This is a genomic window from Leucothrix mucor DSM 2157 (genome assembly GCF_000419525.1).
Classification (GTDB): Bacteria; Pseudomonadota; Gammaproteobacteria; order Thiotrichales; family Thiotrichaceae; genus Leucothrix; species Leucothrix mucor.
This window is the reverse complement of sequence record NZ_ATTE01000001.1, coordinates 2,214,532-2,233,077: the sequence shown is the minus strand read 5'-3', so window position 1 is coordinate 2,233,077 and position 18,546 is coordinate 2,214,532. Positions and strand designations below refer to the sequence as shown.

Annotated in this window: 17 protein-coding genes; 6 read left to right on the top strand and 11 right to left on the bottom strand. The window is 48.0% G+C overall.

The features are described 5' to 3' along the window. Window positions 1–169 precede the first annotated feature (169 nt). Window positions 170–2,302 (top strand): dihydrolipoyl dehydrogenase, encoded by a 2,133-nt coding sequence (gene lpdA, locus LEUMU_RS0109890; RefSeq protein WP_022952129.1) that lies wholly within the window; start codon window positions 170–172, stop codon window positions 2,300–2,302. Between the two features lie 93 nt (window positions 2,303–2,395). Here the strand turns inward: lpdA and LEUMU_RS0109885 are convergent, their stop codons facing one another. The 11 genes from LEUMU_RS0109885 to LEUMU_RS0109830 form a co-directional block, all read right to left on the bottom strand. Further along, window positions 2,396–3,196: a dioxygenase family protein gene (locus tag LEUMU_RS0109885; protein WP_022952128.1), complete on the bottom strand. Its 801-nt coding sequence runs from the start codon at window positions 3,194–3,196 to the stop codon at window positions 2,396–2,398. A 99-nt stretch (window positions 3,197–3,295) separates the two neighbouring features. Continuing rightward, window positions 3,296–3,739, bottom strand: a complete 444-nt coding sequence (locus tag LEUMU_RS0109880; protein WP_022952127.1) for an FAD synthase family protein — start codon at window positions 3,737–3,739, stop codon at window positions 3,296–3,298. Beyond that, window positions 3,736–4,389: a CDP-alcohol phosphatidyltransferase family protein gene (locus tag LEUMU_RS0109875; RefSeq protein WP_022952126.1), complete on the bottom strand. Its 654-nt coding sequence runs from the start codon at window positions 4,387–4,389 to the stop codon at window positions 3,736–3,738. Before LEUMU_RS0109875 ends, LEUMU_RS0109880 begins: the two co-directional genes overlap by 4 nt. A gap of 322 nt (window positions 4,390–4,711) precedes the next feature. Next, on the bottom strand, window positions 4,712–4,903 hold the full coding sequence (locus tag LEUMU_RS25520; protein ID WP_022952124.1) for a hypothetical protein: 192 nt from the start codon (window positions 4,901–4,903) through the stop codon (window positions 4,712–4,714). A gap of 11 nt (window positions 4,904–4,914) precedes the next feature. Beyond that, a complete protein-coding gene (tnpC, locus tag LEUMU_RS25515; RefSeq protein WP_022952123.1) occupies window positions 4,915–6,381 on the bottom strand; it encodes an IS66 family transposase in 1,467 nt (488 codons plus the stop codon). Between the two features lie 182 nt (window positions 6,382–6,563). Then, a complete protein-coding gene (locus tag LEUMU_RS27930) occupies window positions 6,564–8,561 on the bottom strand; it encodes an EAL domain-containing protein (protein ID WP_245570721.1) in 1,998 nt (665 codons plus the stop codon). A 302-nt stretch (window positions 8,562–8,863) separates the two neighbouring features. Then, window positions 8,864–9,733 carry a LysR family transcriptional regulator gene (locus tag LEUMU_RS0109850; protein WP_022952121.1) on the bottom strand — a complete coding sequence of 290 codons (870 nt, stop codon included), beginning with the start codon at window positions 9,731–9,733 and terminating at the stop codon, window positions 8,864–8,866. Window positions 9,734–9,889: 156 nt separating this feature from the next. Beyond that, a complete protein-coding gene (locus LEUMU_RS0109845) occupies window positions 9,890–10,468 on the bottom strand; it encodes a cupin domain-containing protein (protein ID WP_022952120.1) in 579 nt (192 codons plus the stop codon). A 27-nt stretch (window positions 10,469–10,495) separates the two neighbouring features. Continuing rightward, window positions 10,496–12,388, bottom strand: a complete 1,893-nt coding sequence (locus LEUMU_RS25505; RefSeq protein ID WP_022952119.1) for a TRAP transporter permease — start codon at window positions 12,386–12,388, stop codon at window positions 10,496–10,498. 30 nt (window positions 12,389–12,418) lie between these two features. Then, the gene (locus LEUMU_RS0109835; protein WP_022952118.1) at window positions 12,419–13,351 is read right to left on the bottom strand and encodes a TAXI family TRAP transporter solute-binding subunit; all 933 of its coding nucleotides are present in this window, start codon (window positions 13,349–13,351) and stop codon (window positions 12,419–12,421) included. Window positions 13,352–13,479: 128 nt separating this feature from the next. Next, on the bottom strand, window positions 13,480–13,866 hold the full coding sequence (locus LEUMU_RS0109830; protein WP_022952117.1) for a YciI family protein: 387 nt from the start codon (window positions 13,864–13,866) through the stop codon (window positions 13,480–13,482). A 212-nt stretch (window positions 13,867–14,078) separates the two neighbouring features. On the opposite strand from LEUMU_RS0109830, the gene LEUMU_RS0109825 reads away from it, so the two are divergent. From LEUMU_RS0109825 to LEUMU_RS0109805, 5 genes are all read left to right on the top strand, one after another. Beyond that, window positions 14,079–14,741: a malonic semialdehyde reductase gene (locus LEUMU_RS0109825; RefSeq protein ID WP_022952116.1), complete on the top strand. Its 663-nt coding sequence runs from the start codon at window positions 14,079–14,081 to the stop codon at window positions 14,739–14,741. Window positions 14,742–14,827: 86 nt separating this feature from the next. Next, the gene (locus tag LEUMU_RS0109820) at window positions 14,828–15,907 is read left to right on the top strand and encodes a C4-dicarboxylate TRAP transporter substrate-binding protein (RefSeq protein ID WP_022952115.1); all 1,080 of its coding nucleotides are present in this window, start codon (window positions 14,828–14,830) and stop codon (window positions 15,905–15,907) included. 62 nt (window positions 15,908–15,969) lie between these two features. Next, entirely contained in the window at window positions 15,970–16,479 is a 510-nt protein-coding gene (locus tag LEUMU_RS0109815) for a TRAP transporter small permease subunit (protein WP_022952114.1), read from the top strand. 12 nt (window positions 16,480–16,491) lie between these two features. Continuing rightward, window positions 16,492–17,799, top strand: a complete 1,308-nt coding sequence (locus LEUMU_RS0109810) for a TRAP transporter large permease (RefSeq protein ID WP_022952113.1) — start codon at window positions 16,492–16,494, stop codon at window positions 17,797–17,799. 23 nt (window positions 17,800–17,822) lie between these two features. After that, on the top strand, window positions 17,823–18,494 hold the full coding sequence (locus LEUMU_RS0109805) for a GntR family transcriptional regulator (protein WP_022952112.1): 672 nt from the start codon (window positions 17,823–17,825) through the stop codon (window positions 18,492–18,494). Window positions 18,495–18,546 lie beyond the last annotated feature (52 nt).

Below are 18,546 nucleotides of genomic sequence, written 5' to 3'. Positions count from 1 at the left end.
TCTCGACTTTAAGAAAACCGCAGAGTCCCACAGAAAGCCTGACTCCGCTAGTGTTTCGTAGTGCAAGTGCAGCAAAAAAATTAATTCATTTCATCCGTTCAGCATCCAAGCATGTATCTGCTGCGTAAAATAAGCTAATTACACATTTATAAACCTACAAAGGTAAGCCATGAATAAAAAACTGATAATAGTCGGAGTGATCGCAGTATTAATTGCGGCATTTTTCTTATTTGATTTACAGCAATATTTTTCGCTGGAATTCATTAAGGCAAAACAAGAAGACTTTAACGACTTTTACCAGAACAATACGCTGCTGACGTTGCTTTTGTTCTTTGCAATTTACGTAGTGATGGCGGCTTTATCGTTACCGGGCGCTGCGATTATGACGGTACTGGCCGGTGCCTTATTTGGCCTGCTAACGGGTCTGATCATTGTATCGTTTGCTAGTACTCTTGGTGCTACGCTGGCATTTCTGGTGGCGCGTTACTTGTTCCGCGATACGCTGCAACAACGTTATGCCGACAAGCTACGCGTCATTAACGAAGGCGTTGAAAAAGAAGGCCCGCTGTACTTATTTGCGATGCGCCTGGTGCCTTTGTTCCCATTTTTCTTAGTCAATCTGTTGATGGGTTTTACCCATATCAAAACTATAACCTTCGCTTGGGTTAGCCAGATTGGAATGTTAGCGGGTACGGCGGTGTTTGTGTATGCCGGTACTCAGCTTGCTAAAATTGATTCACTATCAGGTATTTTGTCACCTGGTTTAATAATTGCATTTGCCTTACTCGGAGTATTCCCAATGATTGCCAAAAAAGTAATGGATAAGATTCGCGGGAATAAAGTCCTTGCTGCTTATAATAAACCTGAAAAGTTTGATTTTAACTTATTAGTAATTGGTGCAGGTTCTGGTGGATTAGTTTCTGCTTATATCGCTGCTGCCGTAAAAGCTAAAGTTGGTCTTATTGAAAAGCATAAAATGGGCGGTGATTGTTTGAATACCGGCTGTGTGCCAAGTAAAGCGCTGATTCGTACTGCTAAAGCCGTTCATGAAGCGAAGCACGCTGATAAATACGGCCTGAAAAACATGCAGCCTGAGTTTGATTTCAAAGAAGTCATGCAGCGGGTACATGGCGTGATTAAAGCGATTGAGCCACATGACTCGGTTGAGCGTTACACTAAACTGGGTGTGGATGTGATTACTGGCGAAGCCAAAATCATCGACCCATACCGCGTTGAAGTAAACGGCGAAGTACTGACTAGTAAGAACATTATTATTGCCACGGGCGCACGTCCTTTAGTTCCGCCCATTAAAGGCCTGGATCAGATTGATTACCTAACCAGTGACAACTTGTGGGAAATCGAAGAGCAGCCTGAGCGCCTGGTTGTGCTGGGTGGTGGACCGATCGGTTGTGAGTTGGCGCAGTCATTTGCACGCTTAGGTTCTAAAGTATCGCTAATTGAAATGGCACCACAGATCATGATTCGTGAAGATGATGAAGTGGCTAGCCTGATGAATCAGCGCTTCCAGGATGATGGCATCGAAGTACTGACTTCACACCGTGCAACCGAGTTTGTGGTTGAAGATGGTCAGCAGTACATCGTGTGTGAACATGATGGCAATAGCCGTAAGATTCCATTCGATCGCGTATTACTGGCACTAGGTCGTAAGCCAAATATCGAAGGATTTGGTTTGCAGGAGCTGGGCGTTGAGATCAGCAAGCGCGGTACGGTAGGTACGGATGCGTTCCTAACGACTAACTTCCCGAATATCTATGCCGTAGGTGATGTGGCTGGTCCATACCAGTTTACCCATACCGCTTCACATCAAGCATGGTATGCCAGTGTGAATGCCTTGTTTGGTACATTCAAACGCTTCAAAGTGGATTACCGAGTGATTCCTTGGGCGACATTTACTGACCCTGAAGTGGCACGTGTTGGCCTGAATGAGAAAGATGCTAAAGATCAAGGCATCGCTTATGAAGTAACCACTTACGGTCTGGATGATTCTGACCGTGCCATTGCCGATAGCAGCGATGAAGGTTCGGTAAAAGTTCTGACCGTTCCGGGCAAAGATAAGATTTTGGGTGTAACGATTGTGGGTAAAGGCGCAGGTGACTTGATTCCTGAGTTTATTCTGGCGATGAAGTACAACCTTGGCTTGAATAAGATTTTGGGCACGATTCATATCTACCCAACCATGTCTGAGTCTAACAAGGCCGCTGCCGGTAACTGGAAGCGTACTCATGCACCTGAGAAGCTGCTGAGCTATGTTGAGAAGTTCCACACATGGCGTCGAGGCTAATCGCGGATTGAGTGAATCCGATAGCTGACACACTAAGCTAAATCAATCCGGCCTACTTGTAATGAGTTGGCCGGATTTTTTTGTGCTTGCGAATCAGGAAACTTGGATGGTTCGGTAGGCTAGAAGTGAGCCATCCGCATTGTTTTGGGTGTTGAACAAGAAGTCTGCGGAGCGCGATCTATACACGCCATCGCCACCATTTTCGTGAGGTGTGTCTTGTTCACCGCGTTGGCGATAATCCGGATGACCCGTGCAAATGGCTTTGGCCATGGCATCACTAAAGCAAAATTGCGAGACAAGGGATGAGTGCTGGCCATTGCTGACCGCAAAATGGATATGAATCGTGCGCCCCGGATACCAACCCGGAAAAATCGTTTTGAAGTTTACGCGCCCATCCGCATCGGTGGTTAAGACACCCCGAAACCACGCGCTGTTTTGAGCGGCGGCATCACCGGCACTGCAAAATCGTGCTGAGAAGCGATTGCTACTGGTACTATTGCGGGTATCGGCCGAATACACACCCCGTGTATCGCAATGCCAGACTTCAATCTGGTAACCACGTAAAGGGCGGCACTGGCGATCAATCAGTTGCAAGCAGAGTTGCATCGGTAGGCCACGTAATCCCAGTGAAATATCTTCACCTTTATCATCTGAGAAATAACAAGGACCTCGGGTGGTCGATTGAGTGAGTGCGACTTGGCAGGCATTCTGGCTATTGAAAATATCAGTGGCAGGGTAAGCGGCTTTAATAAGATTGGTGCCTCCCGCCAGCCATTGGCCGTTACCGGCTGCTGTGGCTAGATTTTGCTGGCCAGTATAACCAACTAAGCTACCTAATGAGGCGGCACCAAAAACTTTGAGCAAATCTCTTCGCGCAGCGGTGTGTGATTTCACTTTGAGTCTCTCCTGAAGGGAATCTAATTCCTTAGTTAGACTCAAATCACCGATTCAGTTCACACATCGAGCGCATTAGTTTCTGCTGATTACCTAATGTTAAGCAACAATTTGCTCTATATGGTTTCTTCTATGAGTCTGCGCAATGGTATTGCGTTTGATCTTCGAAGAAGAGGTTCGAGGGTTATAGCGCACCTGAATGATTTCTTTGCCTTTGCTTTTTAGGTAAGACTCCACTGCGATATTATGGGGTTTGCTGCCCCAATCTTCTCCCACAACAAATATATCCACGTCCAGCTCTTTGCAGCCAGAAACATATTCAAGATCATGATAGGGGCGCACAATATCAACACAGCGTAAGGCTTTGAGCATTTCAGTGCGTTGATCAAGGGGAATAACCGGTACATTGGGCTTGTAAGAGTTCACCACGCGATCAGAGGCGACCCCAACGGCGACGACATTGCCTAATGTTCCGCAATATTCCAGTAGTGCCAAGTGTCCTACATGCAGTAAATCAAAGGTGCCAACCGTATAAACGATCATAAGAGTTTCCAGGCATAAATTGCTGTTATTGCCAGCGTATAAAACGCCAGAATATACACATTGCGTGGATTACCGGAGAGCTTCGGGGTTTTGATTTGCGACACATTAAGAACCGCCAGTGTCACGCCGCTAGCGTATAGCACAACCGTGAAAACACTTTGGCTAAACACGGCTTCGAGTAGGAAAACGGAGACTAATATCAAGCTATTATTATCCAGCGCCAGCCCGGTGTATTTGGATTCACCAGAAAGCCCGAAAGTGCTGAAATAGCTCAAGCGAATCGCACTTGCTGCGAGCATAATGAAGGCACCAATCAGAAATACCGGCTCGAAATGACCATAGCTCAACAGCAAAACGGCCGGTGCAACGCCATAGCTCACGATATCGATAAGCACATCCAGCTGACCACCAAACACGCGCTGATGGCCTGTCCGACCTTGCATTCTGCGTGCAATCAATCCATCGGCCCAGTCAAAGGCAACCGCCCAAACCATGCCAATCATCGCGGCGTAAAACACACCCAGAATACTGAAGTAGATGGATAAAATGGTGCAGGCTAATCCTGCCAATGAGCAAAGATTGGGGAGGTCTTTAACAAAGGACAGGATGGTCGGTTGTGGCTCTCGAAATTCGGCGTTGGTCGTAGTCATAGTGATCCGGAAGGTGACACTTAATAATCTTGATTGATACTAAGCAAATGGGAATACTGCCGGCACAGGACCGGACTCCGCAGACGACAAAATCGCTGCGTATAGGAAGGCAGGTTCAGGAGTTAGCTGAAATAAACGAGCGTTTAGATAACTGCGCAGCCAGCATTTCAGTGGCTACGATAAAAATGATGCGGTTGATGCAACGGTTATTCGTTGATCAACGTGGGGATAACAACAAGATCACGTAGCCTACCACATTTTCGATTATTTAGCGCTATGTATAAAGGTAGGCTTGGCTGCGAGCTAAAACAGATTGTGCGTTTTAAAGCGCTTCGAACTCTTTTCGTTTGGATTCAAACCATTGATTCATTTCATCTGGGGACTGCATGAGCTTTTGCATGGCAGCCATAGCTACCAGATGATTGGGGTCTTTTTTCTTAAACATTTCAGTGCCATGTTGCTGGCTCAGCTTGGCGATTTCCTCGAAGGTATCCGCTGAAAATTCCGTAACCATTCACGGGGGGCTTAGGTCGATATAGCTTGATGACCTAATGGCAGCCGTACGGTAATCGCTTCACCACGCAAGCCTTGTTTACACACTTTTCTCAATATCTCATAAACACCCAAGCCCAGGCGCTTACACGTTTCAGTCAGGGTCAGAATCACCGGACGGAACTGATCCCCTCGGGCCGATTGACTGAAGAAGCTGGTTTTACGCCAGATCACATAAGGGCGTATCGCGCGTTCCGCTGCATTGTTTGTCATGGGAATCGTACGACCCTGTAAAAACGTCCAGAGCATGGATTCATCGATCAGTAAACGTTTGCATTGATTGGCTGTCTTGCTGGCTTTTTGTTCCACATTAGCTGATTCCACTTCAAGACCCAAGTTGAGTAAGCGGTGCATCCACTGTTTAAATCGCAGCATTCGAGCGTGATAACAGGTATCAGAATAACCGTCAGATCGCCAACGATTACGGAAGTGAACAATCAAGCGGGATAATCGCCAGAGCTGTTTTCCCAGCACACCCGACCGTCCCACGCGCTCTGATATTTTCTTGAACTTACGGATAATATGCGCCCAGCAAAGTTGGCGTTTTTCGATAGGGTAATCGTTGTAACCGCCATGTTGATCGGTCACGAGTATGCCATCAAATTCATCCAGTAAGCCATTGGCTGCGCCTTTACCCCGAGAATAGTGAACTAGAAAGTAGACGACCTGTGACGAACAAAGCACCCAGAGCCAACGCCGCTCGCTATTGCGGTAATGACTGGTTTCATCCGCATGGGCGATGGGCAGCTCGCGGACGGCTTGGCCGACCTGCTGATAAAGTGGCAATAACCATTCCGTTACTGAACGGGTAGCTTGACTCACTGCACCCGTGCTGAAGGAGAGTTGCCATTGATCGTTCAGTAATCGTTGGATGTTTGAAATGGATAAGGCGTAAGCCCCATTCATCAACGTAATCCAGCTGATTAACCCTGGCCCCATTTGTCCGCGGGGTATCGTGTCTGGTAAATGAGCAATCCGACGCATCTGGCAACGAGGGCATATTGCATCATAAAGACAATGCTCGGTAATTTCGCTGCGTACTTCGGGAAGGTCAAAGACTTGATGCCGCTGGTAAGGCTCCTGAGATAAATCACAGAGGGCTCCACAACTGCACTGAGTATCCGGATAGTAATGAATTTGCTCATCAGCAGCAGAAAGCTCGACCCGCACACGTTGATGTCCCTGATGACCGGGCTGTGCCCCTTTCTTGCGAGGACTCTTTGGTTTTTTCTCGCGCTTAGCGCGCTGTTCTGGCGAATCCTGAGAGGGCGGCTTGGATGAATTTCTGGAAGAGCTCCCGTTACCCGTGTTGTCTTCCAGCTCAGCCACCCGTTGCTCTAGTTGAGCCACTAAGTCCAATAACTGACGATTGAGCTGCTGCGAAGCCGCAAGCTCAGTGGGTAGTTGATGATTGAAAAGTGCCTCGGTAAGTTTGTTCATTATCTAATCATAACGAATGATGGCTTAAATACAACCCCGTGAAGGGTTACGAAAATTCCATGTCGCAGGCACCACCGAGTTGCTTACAGGTCATTGTTTTCATTTTCATCTCCTCGTTTCGATTGTCGGTAATCGTCTGCTTATCATAGCTTGAAAACCCGATAATGCCATCAGGTACAACATTACATCTCAACCTTCGTCGGCTTTTGAATGAAATAGCCTTGTGCATAATCGATGTTCATGGTGTTGAGTAGCTTTAAGATTTCTTCTGACTCAACGTACTCAGCAACCGTTTTTAAGCCCATGGTATGCGCCATTTTATTGATTGCATCCACCAGCGTTCTATCAATTGGGTCGGAGACAATATCTTTGATAAAGCTGCCATCAATCTTCAGATAATCAACCGGAAATTGCTTCAGGTAGGTCAGTGAGCTGAGGCCAGTTCCAAAGTCATCCAGCGCAAATTTGATACCGATGCGCTTCATTTCAACCATAAACTGTTGCACTAAAATCTGATTAGCAATGGCAGCTGACTCTGTAATTTCAAAGCAGATTTGCGTAGGGTTAACCCGATACTGCATCATCAGAAATTTTACATTCAGCAGAAAGTGGGGGTCACTTAGAGATTGTCCGGAAAGGTTTATCGAAATAAATCCATTCTTTCCCAAGTCACTAAAGTACTGGTTTCTCAAGGCTGCAAAAGAGCGATTGATAACGGCCAAATCGAGCTTAGTCATTAAGTTATAACGCTCAGCTGCCGGTATAAATTCACCCGGCGACACAATATCGCCATTGCTATCAATTAAGCGCACCAGTATTTCATGGTGCATGTATTGGCTGTCTGGAGCGACTGAGCCGATTTTCTGGCTATAGATAATGATTCGGTCTTCTTTTAGCGCGCGAAGAATGCCAGAAACCCACGACATTTCACCTTTGCGGTTATTGAGGTTTTCATCATTTTCATAATAGGTTTGCACCCGATTTCGGCCGGCTTCTTTTGCGGCATAGCAGGCTAAATCGGCACAGCGCATGAGCTGATCAACGCTGATTGACTCTTTATTAATCGCCACCACACCAATGCTCACGCCGATATCAAAAGAGTATTCCTGTCGGATAAAGTGATAATTTTTTACTTGGTCACACAGCATATTGGCTTTTGCAGTGGCAGCTTCGATGCTGCAATTAGTCAGTAGTATTCCAAACTCATCGCCACCCAGTCGCGCTAGCAAGTCATTGCCTTCTAGGCCTTCTTGTAGCTCTTCAGTGATTTGGCAAAGTAACTCATCACCCACCGCATGGCCGCAGGTGTCGTTAACCAGTTTGAATTGATCCAGATCTAAAAAGCACATGGCGTGCGTGCCATTATCTTTAAAGGCTTCGGTGATGAGCTCTTGAGCGCGTTCTTCAAAATTGATTCGATTCGGTAAGCTGGTCAGCGAGTCATGCTTGGCTTGCCAGAAAAGTTGCTTTCTTACACTTCTGGCTTTGATCAAGTCTTTAGAGAAGAAAAAGGCGAGGGCGCCGAGACCTAAGATCAGCACGCTCAATATCCATAAGATAGTCCATTTACTCTGGCTTGAGGCCGCTATCTGCATTGACTCCACTGGGATCTGTACAAAAATAGCCCCCAGCAATTGATGCTGTTGCCAAGTTTTTCCGGCTTGTATATTTTGACTGACGCGACGCGCCATAATATTCGGGCGTTTCTCATAGTCGTTGTGACAACTAACGCAGGATGCATGGGATGCCGGGTCCGCTCTTAAGTAGAGCAGGGTTTCCTGACCTTCGAACTTCTGAACTTTGTAAATTGGCTTCCAGTCAATGGCTTGCTTTGGATTGGCTTGGTCCTGCAGTTCCAGCTCTGCCCAGGCGCTTTTCAGGAAGTCATTATTTAAATCTTGATTATTGGCAAGGTTCCACTTACTTACAGCGCGGTACTTGTACAAGCCTTCTGAGTCTTCAGAGGCTCTTATCGCCATGTCTTTTAGAAATTGAGCAGGGATTGGCAGGGCACCCGTCTTATTGTGGTAATCCCTATCAGAAAAGCCCATCTTGTCTGCTTTGACTTTGCCAAGCACGTCTTTTGAATAAACTGAGCGCGCAGCCGACGCTTGACGAGCCACGATTTCAGCGACACTAACTGATTGATTTTTAATGATGATGTTCTCTTGATTGACCATCAAGAGGTAACCAGAAATACCTACCAGTAAGAACAGTAAGCTGACAAGCAATGTTATTTTTAGCGTAGTACTAAAACCGGTAAGGTGTTTAAGCATTCTAAGTGATTGTAATCTTTTTAATTTTTATTGGCTTCATTATGAAATTCAAATAGTTGACTGTCAATTAAGCTTGACCAAGTGTGAGTGATTATAAATACGACTAATGCTTAAATGGAACAGTATCCACTATTAGCCTGAACCTGTACTGAAACTACTGCCATTGTTGTCTTTTATTTAAGCTAATTCAATTAAGATTGTTCTTTTTATAACCATTTTTTCGCTTCGACAATGACCGTTTTCACGCGATTAGGAATGAATTTCTCACGGCTGGTGCCAAGATAGAGTGTTTCACTCACCGGATTAGTCAGCCGATGGGTGTTAATCAGTTCAGGTTTCTGGAATGCCTCCGCGGCATAAGCGGGCAGTACCGTAAAACCCAAACCCATGCTAACCGGCTCAAGAATCAAAGCAATCTGATTTGAAAAGCCACGTTGTTTGAATAAATTACTGTGTTGGAATTCTGGATAATTAGCACTGAGCAGCAAACCCGCATGATGTGCGCCATCAGGATGGTCAATAAACCCCTGCTCCAATAATTGCTCCCAGCTCGGCTCAACAATTGCCTTTGGTGTCACTAGCAATAAAGCTTCTTCGGCAACAGGTTTTGCATTTACCGAGTCCAAACTTGAAGGGCAGGTCATCAAGCCAATATCGACTTCATGCTCTGCAATCGATTGCTCGATATCGGCATTTGGCGCAAAGCGAAAATCAATAACGAGCTTGGGATGGCGTTGTTGCAACGCTAATAAGTGCGGATAGAGTTTGAGGCCCACACTACCGGGCGACATGACCCGAACTAAGCCCTCATCAGCGGGATCATCCCTGACGCGTTGTTCAAGATTAGATAGAGATTGAATAATAACCCGTGCTTCGCGGTATAAGCGCTCGCCTGCATCGGTGAGAATGAATTGCTTACCCTCGCGAATCAGTAAGTCTTGTCCCACTTGATCTTCAAGTTTGCGTACATGTTGGCTGACGCCGGATTGCGTCATGTGTAAACGCTCGGCGGTTCGCGTGAAATGGCCAACCTCTACTAAGGTGCAAAAGCTGCGTAACCAGACAGGATTGATCATTACAAAATGTACTCATCATTATGGTAGATGATGATATTACATACTTGATCATGGTTTGTATCTATCAAGGAAAGAGACTTGCAGTATTCGGGAGCCGATAAATAGCTGGCTCCCGAAATATCTCAGCATTAAAAACTGAGGCTTGCTAAGTAGTGTTTAGCGAACCGGAATACCCTTGCGATGTGCTTCCGGCGCATCCAATTGCGTCACGCCATCAACCAATACAAAGGCAATCACACAAGGCTCAGTCCCACGATTCGCCCAGGCATGATTAGTCCCACGCTGCACCACCATATCACCCGCTTTCAGCAGTACATCTTCCGACTCATCATCCATCAACATATAAATTTCGCCGGATACAACGATGCCATAGTCCACCGAATCAGTTCGATGCATCCAAGGATGACGGGCATTTTCAACGATATTATCGCCAGCGCCCATTTCGGCAAATGCCGCTTTACCGTCCAGCTTCGCCATTACTTCTGGGTCTTCCGGTAAGAACTCTACGCAGCGAAACACATTGCCATTTTTAGGCGGATGCAGAATGAACGGGCCTTCGCAGGTTTCAGTCTCGCCATCGTATTCGGCAGGTGTGCTGTTGGATAACCAAAAGTTAGTTAGCCGTACTCCGGGGCGATTCGGGCGCTCCAGAATATGGGTCGCAATTTGATCGGATTCGATTACGGCTTGGCCATTTTCATCATGACCGGTAACAACGCGTCTAAATTCACGCATAGTAGATAAACTCCTATCTAACTGATTCTAAAATGAGGGTTGCGCGACTTTGGCAGTGCGCTGATATAAAAAGAGAGCGGCAAACACAAGGATGCCAATAACCGCGGTAGCCCAGCCTTGAAATAGCAAGCAGAACCCAGCAATACCGGCGGCAATCCGTAGCGGCCAGGAGAGCGGCGTAAACATACAACCGATAACTGCCACCGCAATCGCTGCGATACCGGCAAAGCCTGTCATCACTGCCATGACGTTTTGGAGAGTGTCGCCTTGCAGCAATAATCCAGGGCCAAAACAGAATGCGAACGGCAATACAAAGCTGGTGACTGCATAACTGGCGGCGGTCCAACCGACCTTATTAATATCGGCTCCCGCGATGCCTCCCGCCACATAGGAGGCGAGTGCCACCGGCGGTGTAATGGTTGAAATACAGCCGTAGTAAAAGACGAAGAAGTGAGCGGTGAGTGCAGGAATACCGAGCTTAACCAGTGCCGGTGCCACAACCGTTGCCAAGATCAAATAAGCCGCTGTGGTGGGTAATCCCATGCCCAAAATAATCGAGGTGAACATGGTAAACACCAGTGCCAGCACCAGTGAGCCACCCGCCGCCGTATCGATTAACAAGGCGATTTTGGAACCTAAGCCGGTAATGCCTAAGATGCCGGAGATAATCCCCGCTGCCGCACAAGCGGCTGAAATAGTGACAACACTTTTAGCCCCTTCACTAATACCTCCGACCAATTTCTCGAAGAAGGCTTTGTTGATCTCACGCTTCCACAACAGATCCAAACCAATCAATACCACCATGGCCCACATCGAGGCTTTAAACGGCGAATACCCCATCAGCATCAAAATAATCAAGGTGGCAAACGTGGCTATAAATGGCATTCCCTGTAACAGCACACTGCGCAGTGGACGACCATCATCCTGACGTTTGGTGACCGGCTTAATGCCTGATTTCACCGCCTGTAAATGCACAATAAAAAACGCAGAGCCAAAGAACAGCAGGGCAGGTAGCAGGGCAGTAGACATCACCTCGGTATAAGGCACGCCGACAATCTCAGCCATAATAAAAGCCGCAGCGCCCATGACTGGTGGCATGAGCTGCCCACCCGTAGAGGCCACCGCTTCAATCGCTCCAGCCTGATGAGGCTCATAGCCTTCGCGCTTCATAATGGGGATGGTCACGGTGCCGGTGACTGCCACATTGCCGGCCGCAGAGCCGGAAACCATACCAATCAAAGTCGAAAACAATACAGCCGATTTAGCACTAGCCGCGCGCAATCCACGCGTAATGCGCACCGAGATTTCAAAGAAAAAATCACCCGCGCCAAACCGCGACAGCAATGCACCAAAGATGGTGAACACAATAATATAGCTGGCCGCGACCCCAATCGGGATGCCGTAAACACCTTCCGTATTGGTGGTGAGAAAGGTTACGATGCGCTCAAAGCTATAGCCACGACCACTCAGCACACCCGGTAAATAAGGGCTAAGAAACGGATAGCTAAAGAATAACAATGTGATCGATGCCAGCACTAAACCGATACCGCGACGCGCCGCCTCAAAGACCAAAGCAATGATCACTGCTCCGGCGTAGAAGTCTGCCGTTTCAGTTTCGCCACCGCTAAAGGCAATTTCCTTCCAGCGCGAGATCAGCCATAAGCTGGCGATAATCACAGCCACAATGAGCGTGACAGAGAGCGCCGCATTAAAGCGCGTTCCGGCTAAACGTTTGGAGACCGGCTTCATCGCAAACAATAGCGAAAAGGCCAGTAATATATGCGTTAAGCGCATTGGCATTGTCGAGATATTGAGCATACCTGCGGCAACGAGTAAGTGAAATAACCCCAAGCCAAAGGCCACTACATACAGTAGGTTAGCCTTGGTCGCGAGGGTTTTAAGTGATTGGTTATTTGACATGTTCATGCCTGCTTGACTGTGGTGGTTAAATTACTTGTTGAAGTATCTTGCAGCACCTTCATGTAGCGGTATAGCTAAGCTTAAAGAAGCCGCCGGATCAATTTGCTTGGCGTTGGAGTTCTCCGCTTTGAACTCATCTAAATGATCAAATACAGCCGCGACAATCTTCTCAACTACATCGGCACTCATTGAGTTAGGGGCGATTAACATGTTGTTAACACCGATCACAGTGGCATCGCCTTCAGTGCCATAAACCTCAGCAGGAATGGTGACCGCTTTAAACGCTTTATTCGCCTCAGTGGCTTTATCGAGCATGCCAGCAGAGAATGAAATGAACTTGAGTTTGTTACCGGCACTGGCCTGCATAACGGCACCTGCTGGATAGCCAGACAGTGCAAATGCAGCGTCCACATTGCCATCGGTGAGTTGGCTAAAGCCATCGGAATACGACAGGAAGCTTGGCGTCATATCATCCATTTCCATGTCGTGCAGGGGCAGCAGGAAGTTGATAAAGCCTAAGGTTCCGCCACCGGCTGGGCCAACCGCAACCTTCTTACCTTTCAAATCTTCAATGGTATTAATGTCGGAATCAGCCAGCACAATCATGTGCAATACGCTGGGGTGAAGTGCAGCCACTGCGCTCATTTCGATCTTGCCGGTTTTCTGGTAAGGGCCAAGGCCTTTCGTGGCTAACAAGCTGAGGTTGTTATTGGTGATGGCGATTTCAACTTCGCCGGAGTGAATTAATCTTGGGTTTTGCACCGAGCCACCGGTGACCACAGGAACCATCGAAATCTCACCATCGGTGTGCTTGCTAACCAGGTTGGAAATGCTCTGACCGATAGGGTAGAAGGCACCGCCTAGGCTGGCAGTACCGATGCGGTACTCTTCTGCGATCGCAACAGAACTGGCGATCATTGCAACACTCGTAATCGCCAAAAAATTCTTAATAAGCTTATTCATTTTCAAGACTCCTCCAAAAAGTAGAGCCTTGAGAATAGTCGACGCGAAAGACTTTTTCAAATAATTATCGATATTTTTATTAAATATTAATTATTGTCGTTATTTTAAAGCCGTCGCCCGTAAAGCATTTACTTAAAATCGACCTGATTAGTTGATAAGCCAACTGTCAATGACAAAGAGCCTTCATTAATCAGCCACTTGCGTAGGGTATAGCTGCGGGCACCGGTTTTATGCATTGGGTCTGCATCGGCTAGTTGTCGGGCTTCTTCCATTGAATCGGCACGATAAATGATCAACCCGCAACCTTCCATTAGCTCACCTGAAAGATCAGACGTTGGGCCTGCGAAGGCTAATCTCCCTGCGCGTTCCAGCGTTTGTTGATAGGCTAAATGTTCTGGCAGCGTGGCTTTTACTTGCTCTGGCGACTGCGCAGCGGTTGATTCCACGACAAACAGTTCTAAGGCTAATGCGCCACGTTGCTTTGCACCTTGCTTGTATTCATTCCAGTTAGGCATAATTTTGTCCTCATTTTTAAGTTTTAATAATTAAAATCGATTTTATTTGACAATGTATCAGATAATCGTCAAAAATAAAAAGCAAACAAGAGGCGGAATGTTAGAAAGTACTAAGGCAGATAACGAACGAGCGGTGCGGTTATTTCAGGCACTGCTCAGTCAGGTACCCAAGCAATAACGTCTCATCCTGAAATAGTCAGTGAGGGATACCAATGGCTTTAAGCGATGAAGCATTAGCACAGGCACGAGCAGCAGCACAGGAAACCGTGCGGCAGGTGCGCGCTAATAAACCCCAACTGGACGATGCATCAATCGATCTGATTTTAAGAGATGCCCGCTCCCACTATGCATGGACCGATAAGCCGGTCTCTGAAGCATTACTCAAAACACTCTACGACATCACCATTGCTGGCCCGACCAGTATGAATACTTGCCCCGCGCGCTTTGTATTTGTGACCAGTCAAGAAGGTAAACAGCGCCTAGCCAAGTCACTCAAAGCGAAGAATATCGACAAGATGATGGATGCGCCAGTCACGGCCATTATCGCCTGGGACCCTGAGTTTTGGAGAGAATTAAGCTTCCTATTCCCGCATGAAGATCGCACACCACTATTTGATGGCAAGCCAGAATATTGCCATGACACGGCGTATCGCAACTCAACCTTGCAGGGCGCGTATTTTATGATTGCCGCCCGCGCTATGGGGCTTGATGTCGGAGCCATGTCTGGCTTTTCCAATGCCATCGTCGATCAAGAATTTTTCGCTGAGAATGGTTGGAAATCAAACTTTCTTTGCAACCTCGGCTATGCCGATGAGACCGCATTATTCCAGAAATTACCGCGTTTCCCGTTTGAAAAAGTGTGCAGTTTTCTATGAGGCAATGAGGGCTAGAGTTCGCTGTCGGGTTTCTCCTGAATGGCGCCTGATGTAAACGGGACCTGCGTCCCATTGGAGGAAATACAATGAATCAATGGATTAAAAAGACCATGCTGAGCCTGGGCGTGGTAACTGCCTGCTTGTCTATCAGTCCGGCATTTGCAACGGAGACCATTAAAGTATCGGTGATTGATGGCTATCCTGATCGTGCGTTGTGGGTTAAGGAATTTACGGATTTTTTCATTCCGGAAGTGGATAAGCGCCTGGCTGTGACCGGCAATTATAAAATGGAGTGGCGGGAGAATTACGGCGGCTCCATCGTTAAGCCAAAAGGCGTACTGGAAGGCATCAAGCTGGGCTTGGGCGACATCGGTATCGTGACCACTATTTTCCATTCCTCCAAACTACCGAGCCAAAGTTTATCGGCAGTGACGCCATTTGTAGCGGCGGATGCTCGCGTGGTGGCTAAAGCCATTGATGAGATTGCTAAAGAATACCCAGCGATGCAAAACGAGTTCAAAAAGCAAGGTCAAGTGTACTTAGCCACCGGCGTAGTACTCGATACTTATCAAATGTTTGGCAAGGAAGATGTCACCTCGATCAAAAGTTTGGAGGGCAGCAAAGTCGCGGGTGCGGGGACTAACTTGCGGTATATCGAAGGGATCAAAGATGCCGCCGGAGTGCGTGGTGGTCTGACCGACTTCTACAATATGTTGCAAACGGGTCTGGTGGATTACGCCATGCTTTGGCCGGAAGCGGCGAAGACTTTCAAAATCGCCGAAGTGGCCCCTTTTATGCTCAACGCTAACTTGGGCGCGGTCAATACCAAGACCGTAACAGTAAACGAATCCTACTGGAAAAAACTGCCGGATGAAGTCAAAACAGTCTTGCAGGCAGTGGCTGTCGATTACCGTGACCACATCGCCAATATTGCCATGGACCGCGCCGCAGAAAGCCTTCAAGCCTATGTCGCTGCCGGCGGAAAAATCATCGAAGTCAGCGCCGAAGAGCGTGCGGCTTGGGCGAACGCCATGCCGAACCTTGCGGCGGAGTGGGCTGCCAATCTTGATAAGCGCGGCGAAGCCGGCACTGAAATGCTCAACGCCTATATCGGCAAGCTAAAAGATGCCGGATTTGTTGGCGTGCGCGATTGGACGGTTAAGTAAGGCCCATCAATAACTCATTTCGTGAACCACTTCACACACCTGAAAAAGAGGAAAATAATCGAATGCTGACGAATGCTTTTTCGGGTCTGTCAAAGATCACGAACAATATAGCAACCCTGGCCAATGTCGTTGGAACCCTGATGGTATTGGGCTTGGTTGTGATTGTTAACTACGATATTTTTGCCCGCGGACTGTTTAATATGCCTTTTCGCGGCGCGGTTGAAGTCGTCCAGTTTGCGATGGTGCTGATCGTGTTTTTGCAACTGCCCGACGTGATTAAAGTAGGGCGCTTAACCCGCTCAGATGGCTTGCTGTTGATGATGAAAGATCACTTTCCGCGCGTCGCCTTTGTGATGAATTTTGTTATCCATACCATCTCTGCCAGCGTGATGGCATTGATCACCATCGCCATCTTTCCCGAGTTTATCGAGATGTGGGAAAGCAAGGACTTCTTTGGTATTCCCGGTATTTTCACTGCGCCGTGGTGGCCCATCAAGCTCACCATTTTATGCAGTGCCGGCCTATGTACCGTCATCTTTTTACTCAAGATTCTCCCCACCAAGAAACCATAAGGTACCTTTGACATGACACCCATCGAAATAGGCTCCATCTCGGTTGCTGCCATCGTGTTCCTGATCTATATCGGCGTGTACATTCCGATTGCGCTGATCTCGGTCTCCTTTGTATCGATCTGGTTGATGCGGGACAACTTTGATCTGGCCCTCAATCTGCTAAAAATCGCCATTGGCGACAGCGCAATGGAGTACACCTTCGCCACCATTCCCTTATTTACCTTTATGGGCTTGATGGTCTCCAAGGCGGGTTTAGGTACCGATATTTACGGCGTAATGAATAATGGATTCCGACGCGTCAAGGGTGGCATCGGCATGGCGACGGTGGGAGCGAATGCAGTTTTTGCCGCCGTAACAGGTTCTTCAATCGCATCCGCATCGGTGTTTGCCAAAGTCTCTGTGCCGCAGATGATGCAGTACGATTACAACCCACGCTTTGCCGTTGGGGTGGTCGCGGGTTCCTCGGTATTGGGGATGATTATTCCGCCGTCTGCCATGCTAATTATTTACTCCTTTGTTGCCGAGCAATCGGTCGGGGATATGTTTTTAGCGGGCGTGGTGCCGGGCCTTATGTTGGCCGTGTCTTATGTGGCTGCAATCTGGTTTATGGGGCGGTTTTTTCCAAAGTTTGTCGGTGGCCGCCCCAGTTCCGATTACGAGAGCATGCCGCTACGTGAAGTCGCCTCCAAAACCCTGCCAACACTCACGCTAATTACCATTGTACTCGGTGGCATTTACACGGGATGGATGACGCCGGTTGAAGCCGGTGCTGCCGGCTCGCTCACCGGACTAGTCATCGCGCTCATGCGCCGCACCATGAGCTGGAAGCAGTTCTGGGAAGTGCTGATCGAAACTGGCCACATCACCGCGACCATCCTGTTTCTGATTACCGCCGCGTCGGTGTATAGCCGCATGCTCGGGCTTGCCGGACTGCCCAATCAGCTGGGTGAGTTTATGGAAAACAGCCAAGCCGGACTGCTGATGATTATGGTGGTTTATGTGTTGCTGATGCTGTTTTTGGGCACGCTGCTGGATACCTCATCCATCATCCTAATTGTCGTACCCCTGTTTTTACCGCTGATTGAGCCCATGGGTTTATCGCTGGTGTGGTTCGGTATTGTGACGGTGGTTGGGGCTGAAATCGGGCTACTCACGCCACCGCTGGGAATATCTTGTTTTGTAATCAAAGCCTCGCTCAATGATGACCGCATTGCGCTAAAAGATGTGTTCCTCGGTGCGCTGCCATTTGCGTTTGTGATGCTCTGCGTACTGGTGCTATTGATCGCATTCCCGCAGCTTAGCCTGTTTATTTTGGGATGACGTTAACTAACGAGGGGAATGATATGACTGCCGTAGAGACAAGTACTTCATCGCTGACGACTCAGACCTTTCGCAGGATCTACTCGATGATTATTGAGGGGGATCTTAAGCCCGGTGAAAAGTTAAAAATAGAGAGCTTGCGTACGGTGCTTGGTGTGGGTGCCAGCCCCTTGCGGGAAGCTTTGAGCCTGCTGACTTCGGAGCAGCTGATTGAGCGAATTGATCAACGGGGCTTTCGGGTTTCGCACATCAATTCCGAAGCCTTTGATGAGCTACTCAGAACCCGCTGTTGGCTGGAAGAAATTGCCTTGCGCCAATCCATGCAAGCTAAAGATCGGGATTGGGAAGAGCGTGTGCTACTGGCGCATCACCGACTGCGGCGCAAATCTCGCACCTCAAAAAAAGGCGGCTTAAATGCCGATTGGGAAGATCGCCACAAAGCCTTTCACATGAGCCTGCTCTCGGCCTGTGGCTCGTCGATTTTGCTGAAAGTGTGCGATCAACTTTATGATCAGAACATTCGCTATCGCAATGTCTCCGGCATTTATGTGTCAGCCGAGCGCAAGGTGGGTGATGAGCACAAGGAGCTACTCGACCACATTTTAAGCGGCAATGAAGAGCAAGCTGTGGCGGATTTGCTCAGCCATTACCGTAAAACCGGCAAGCTGTTATCCGACTTTTTAAAGCATAACTAACATCAATCTGACTATTTAAATTGCCATGGCTAGAGGCCCGCGCAATCGTCAA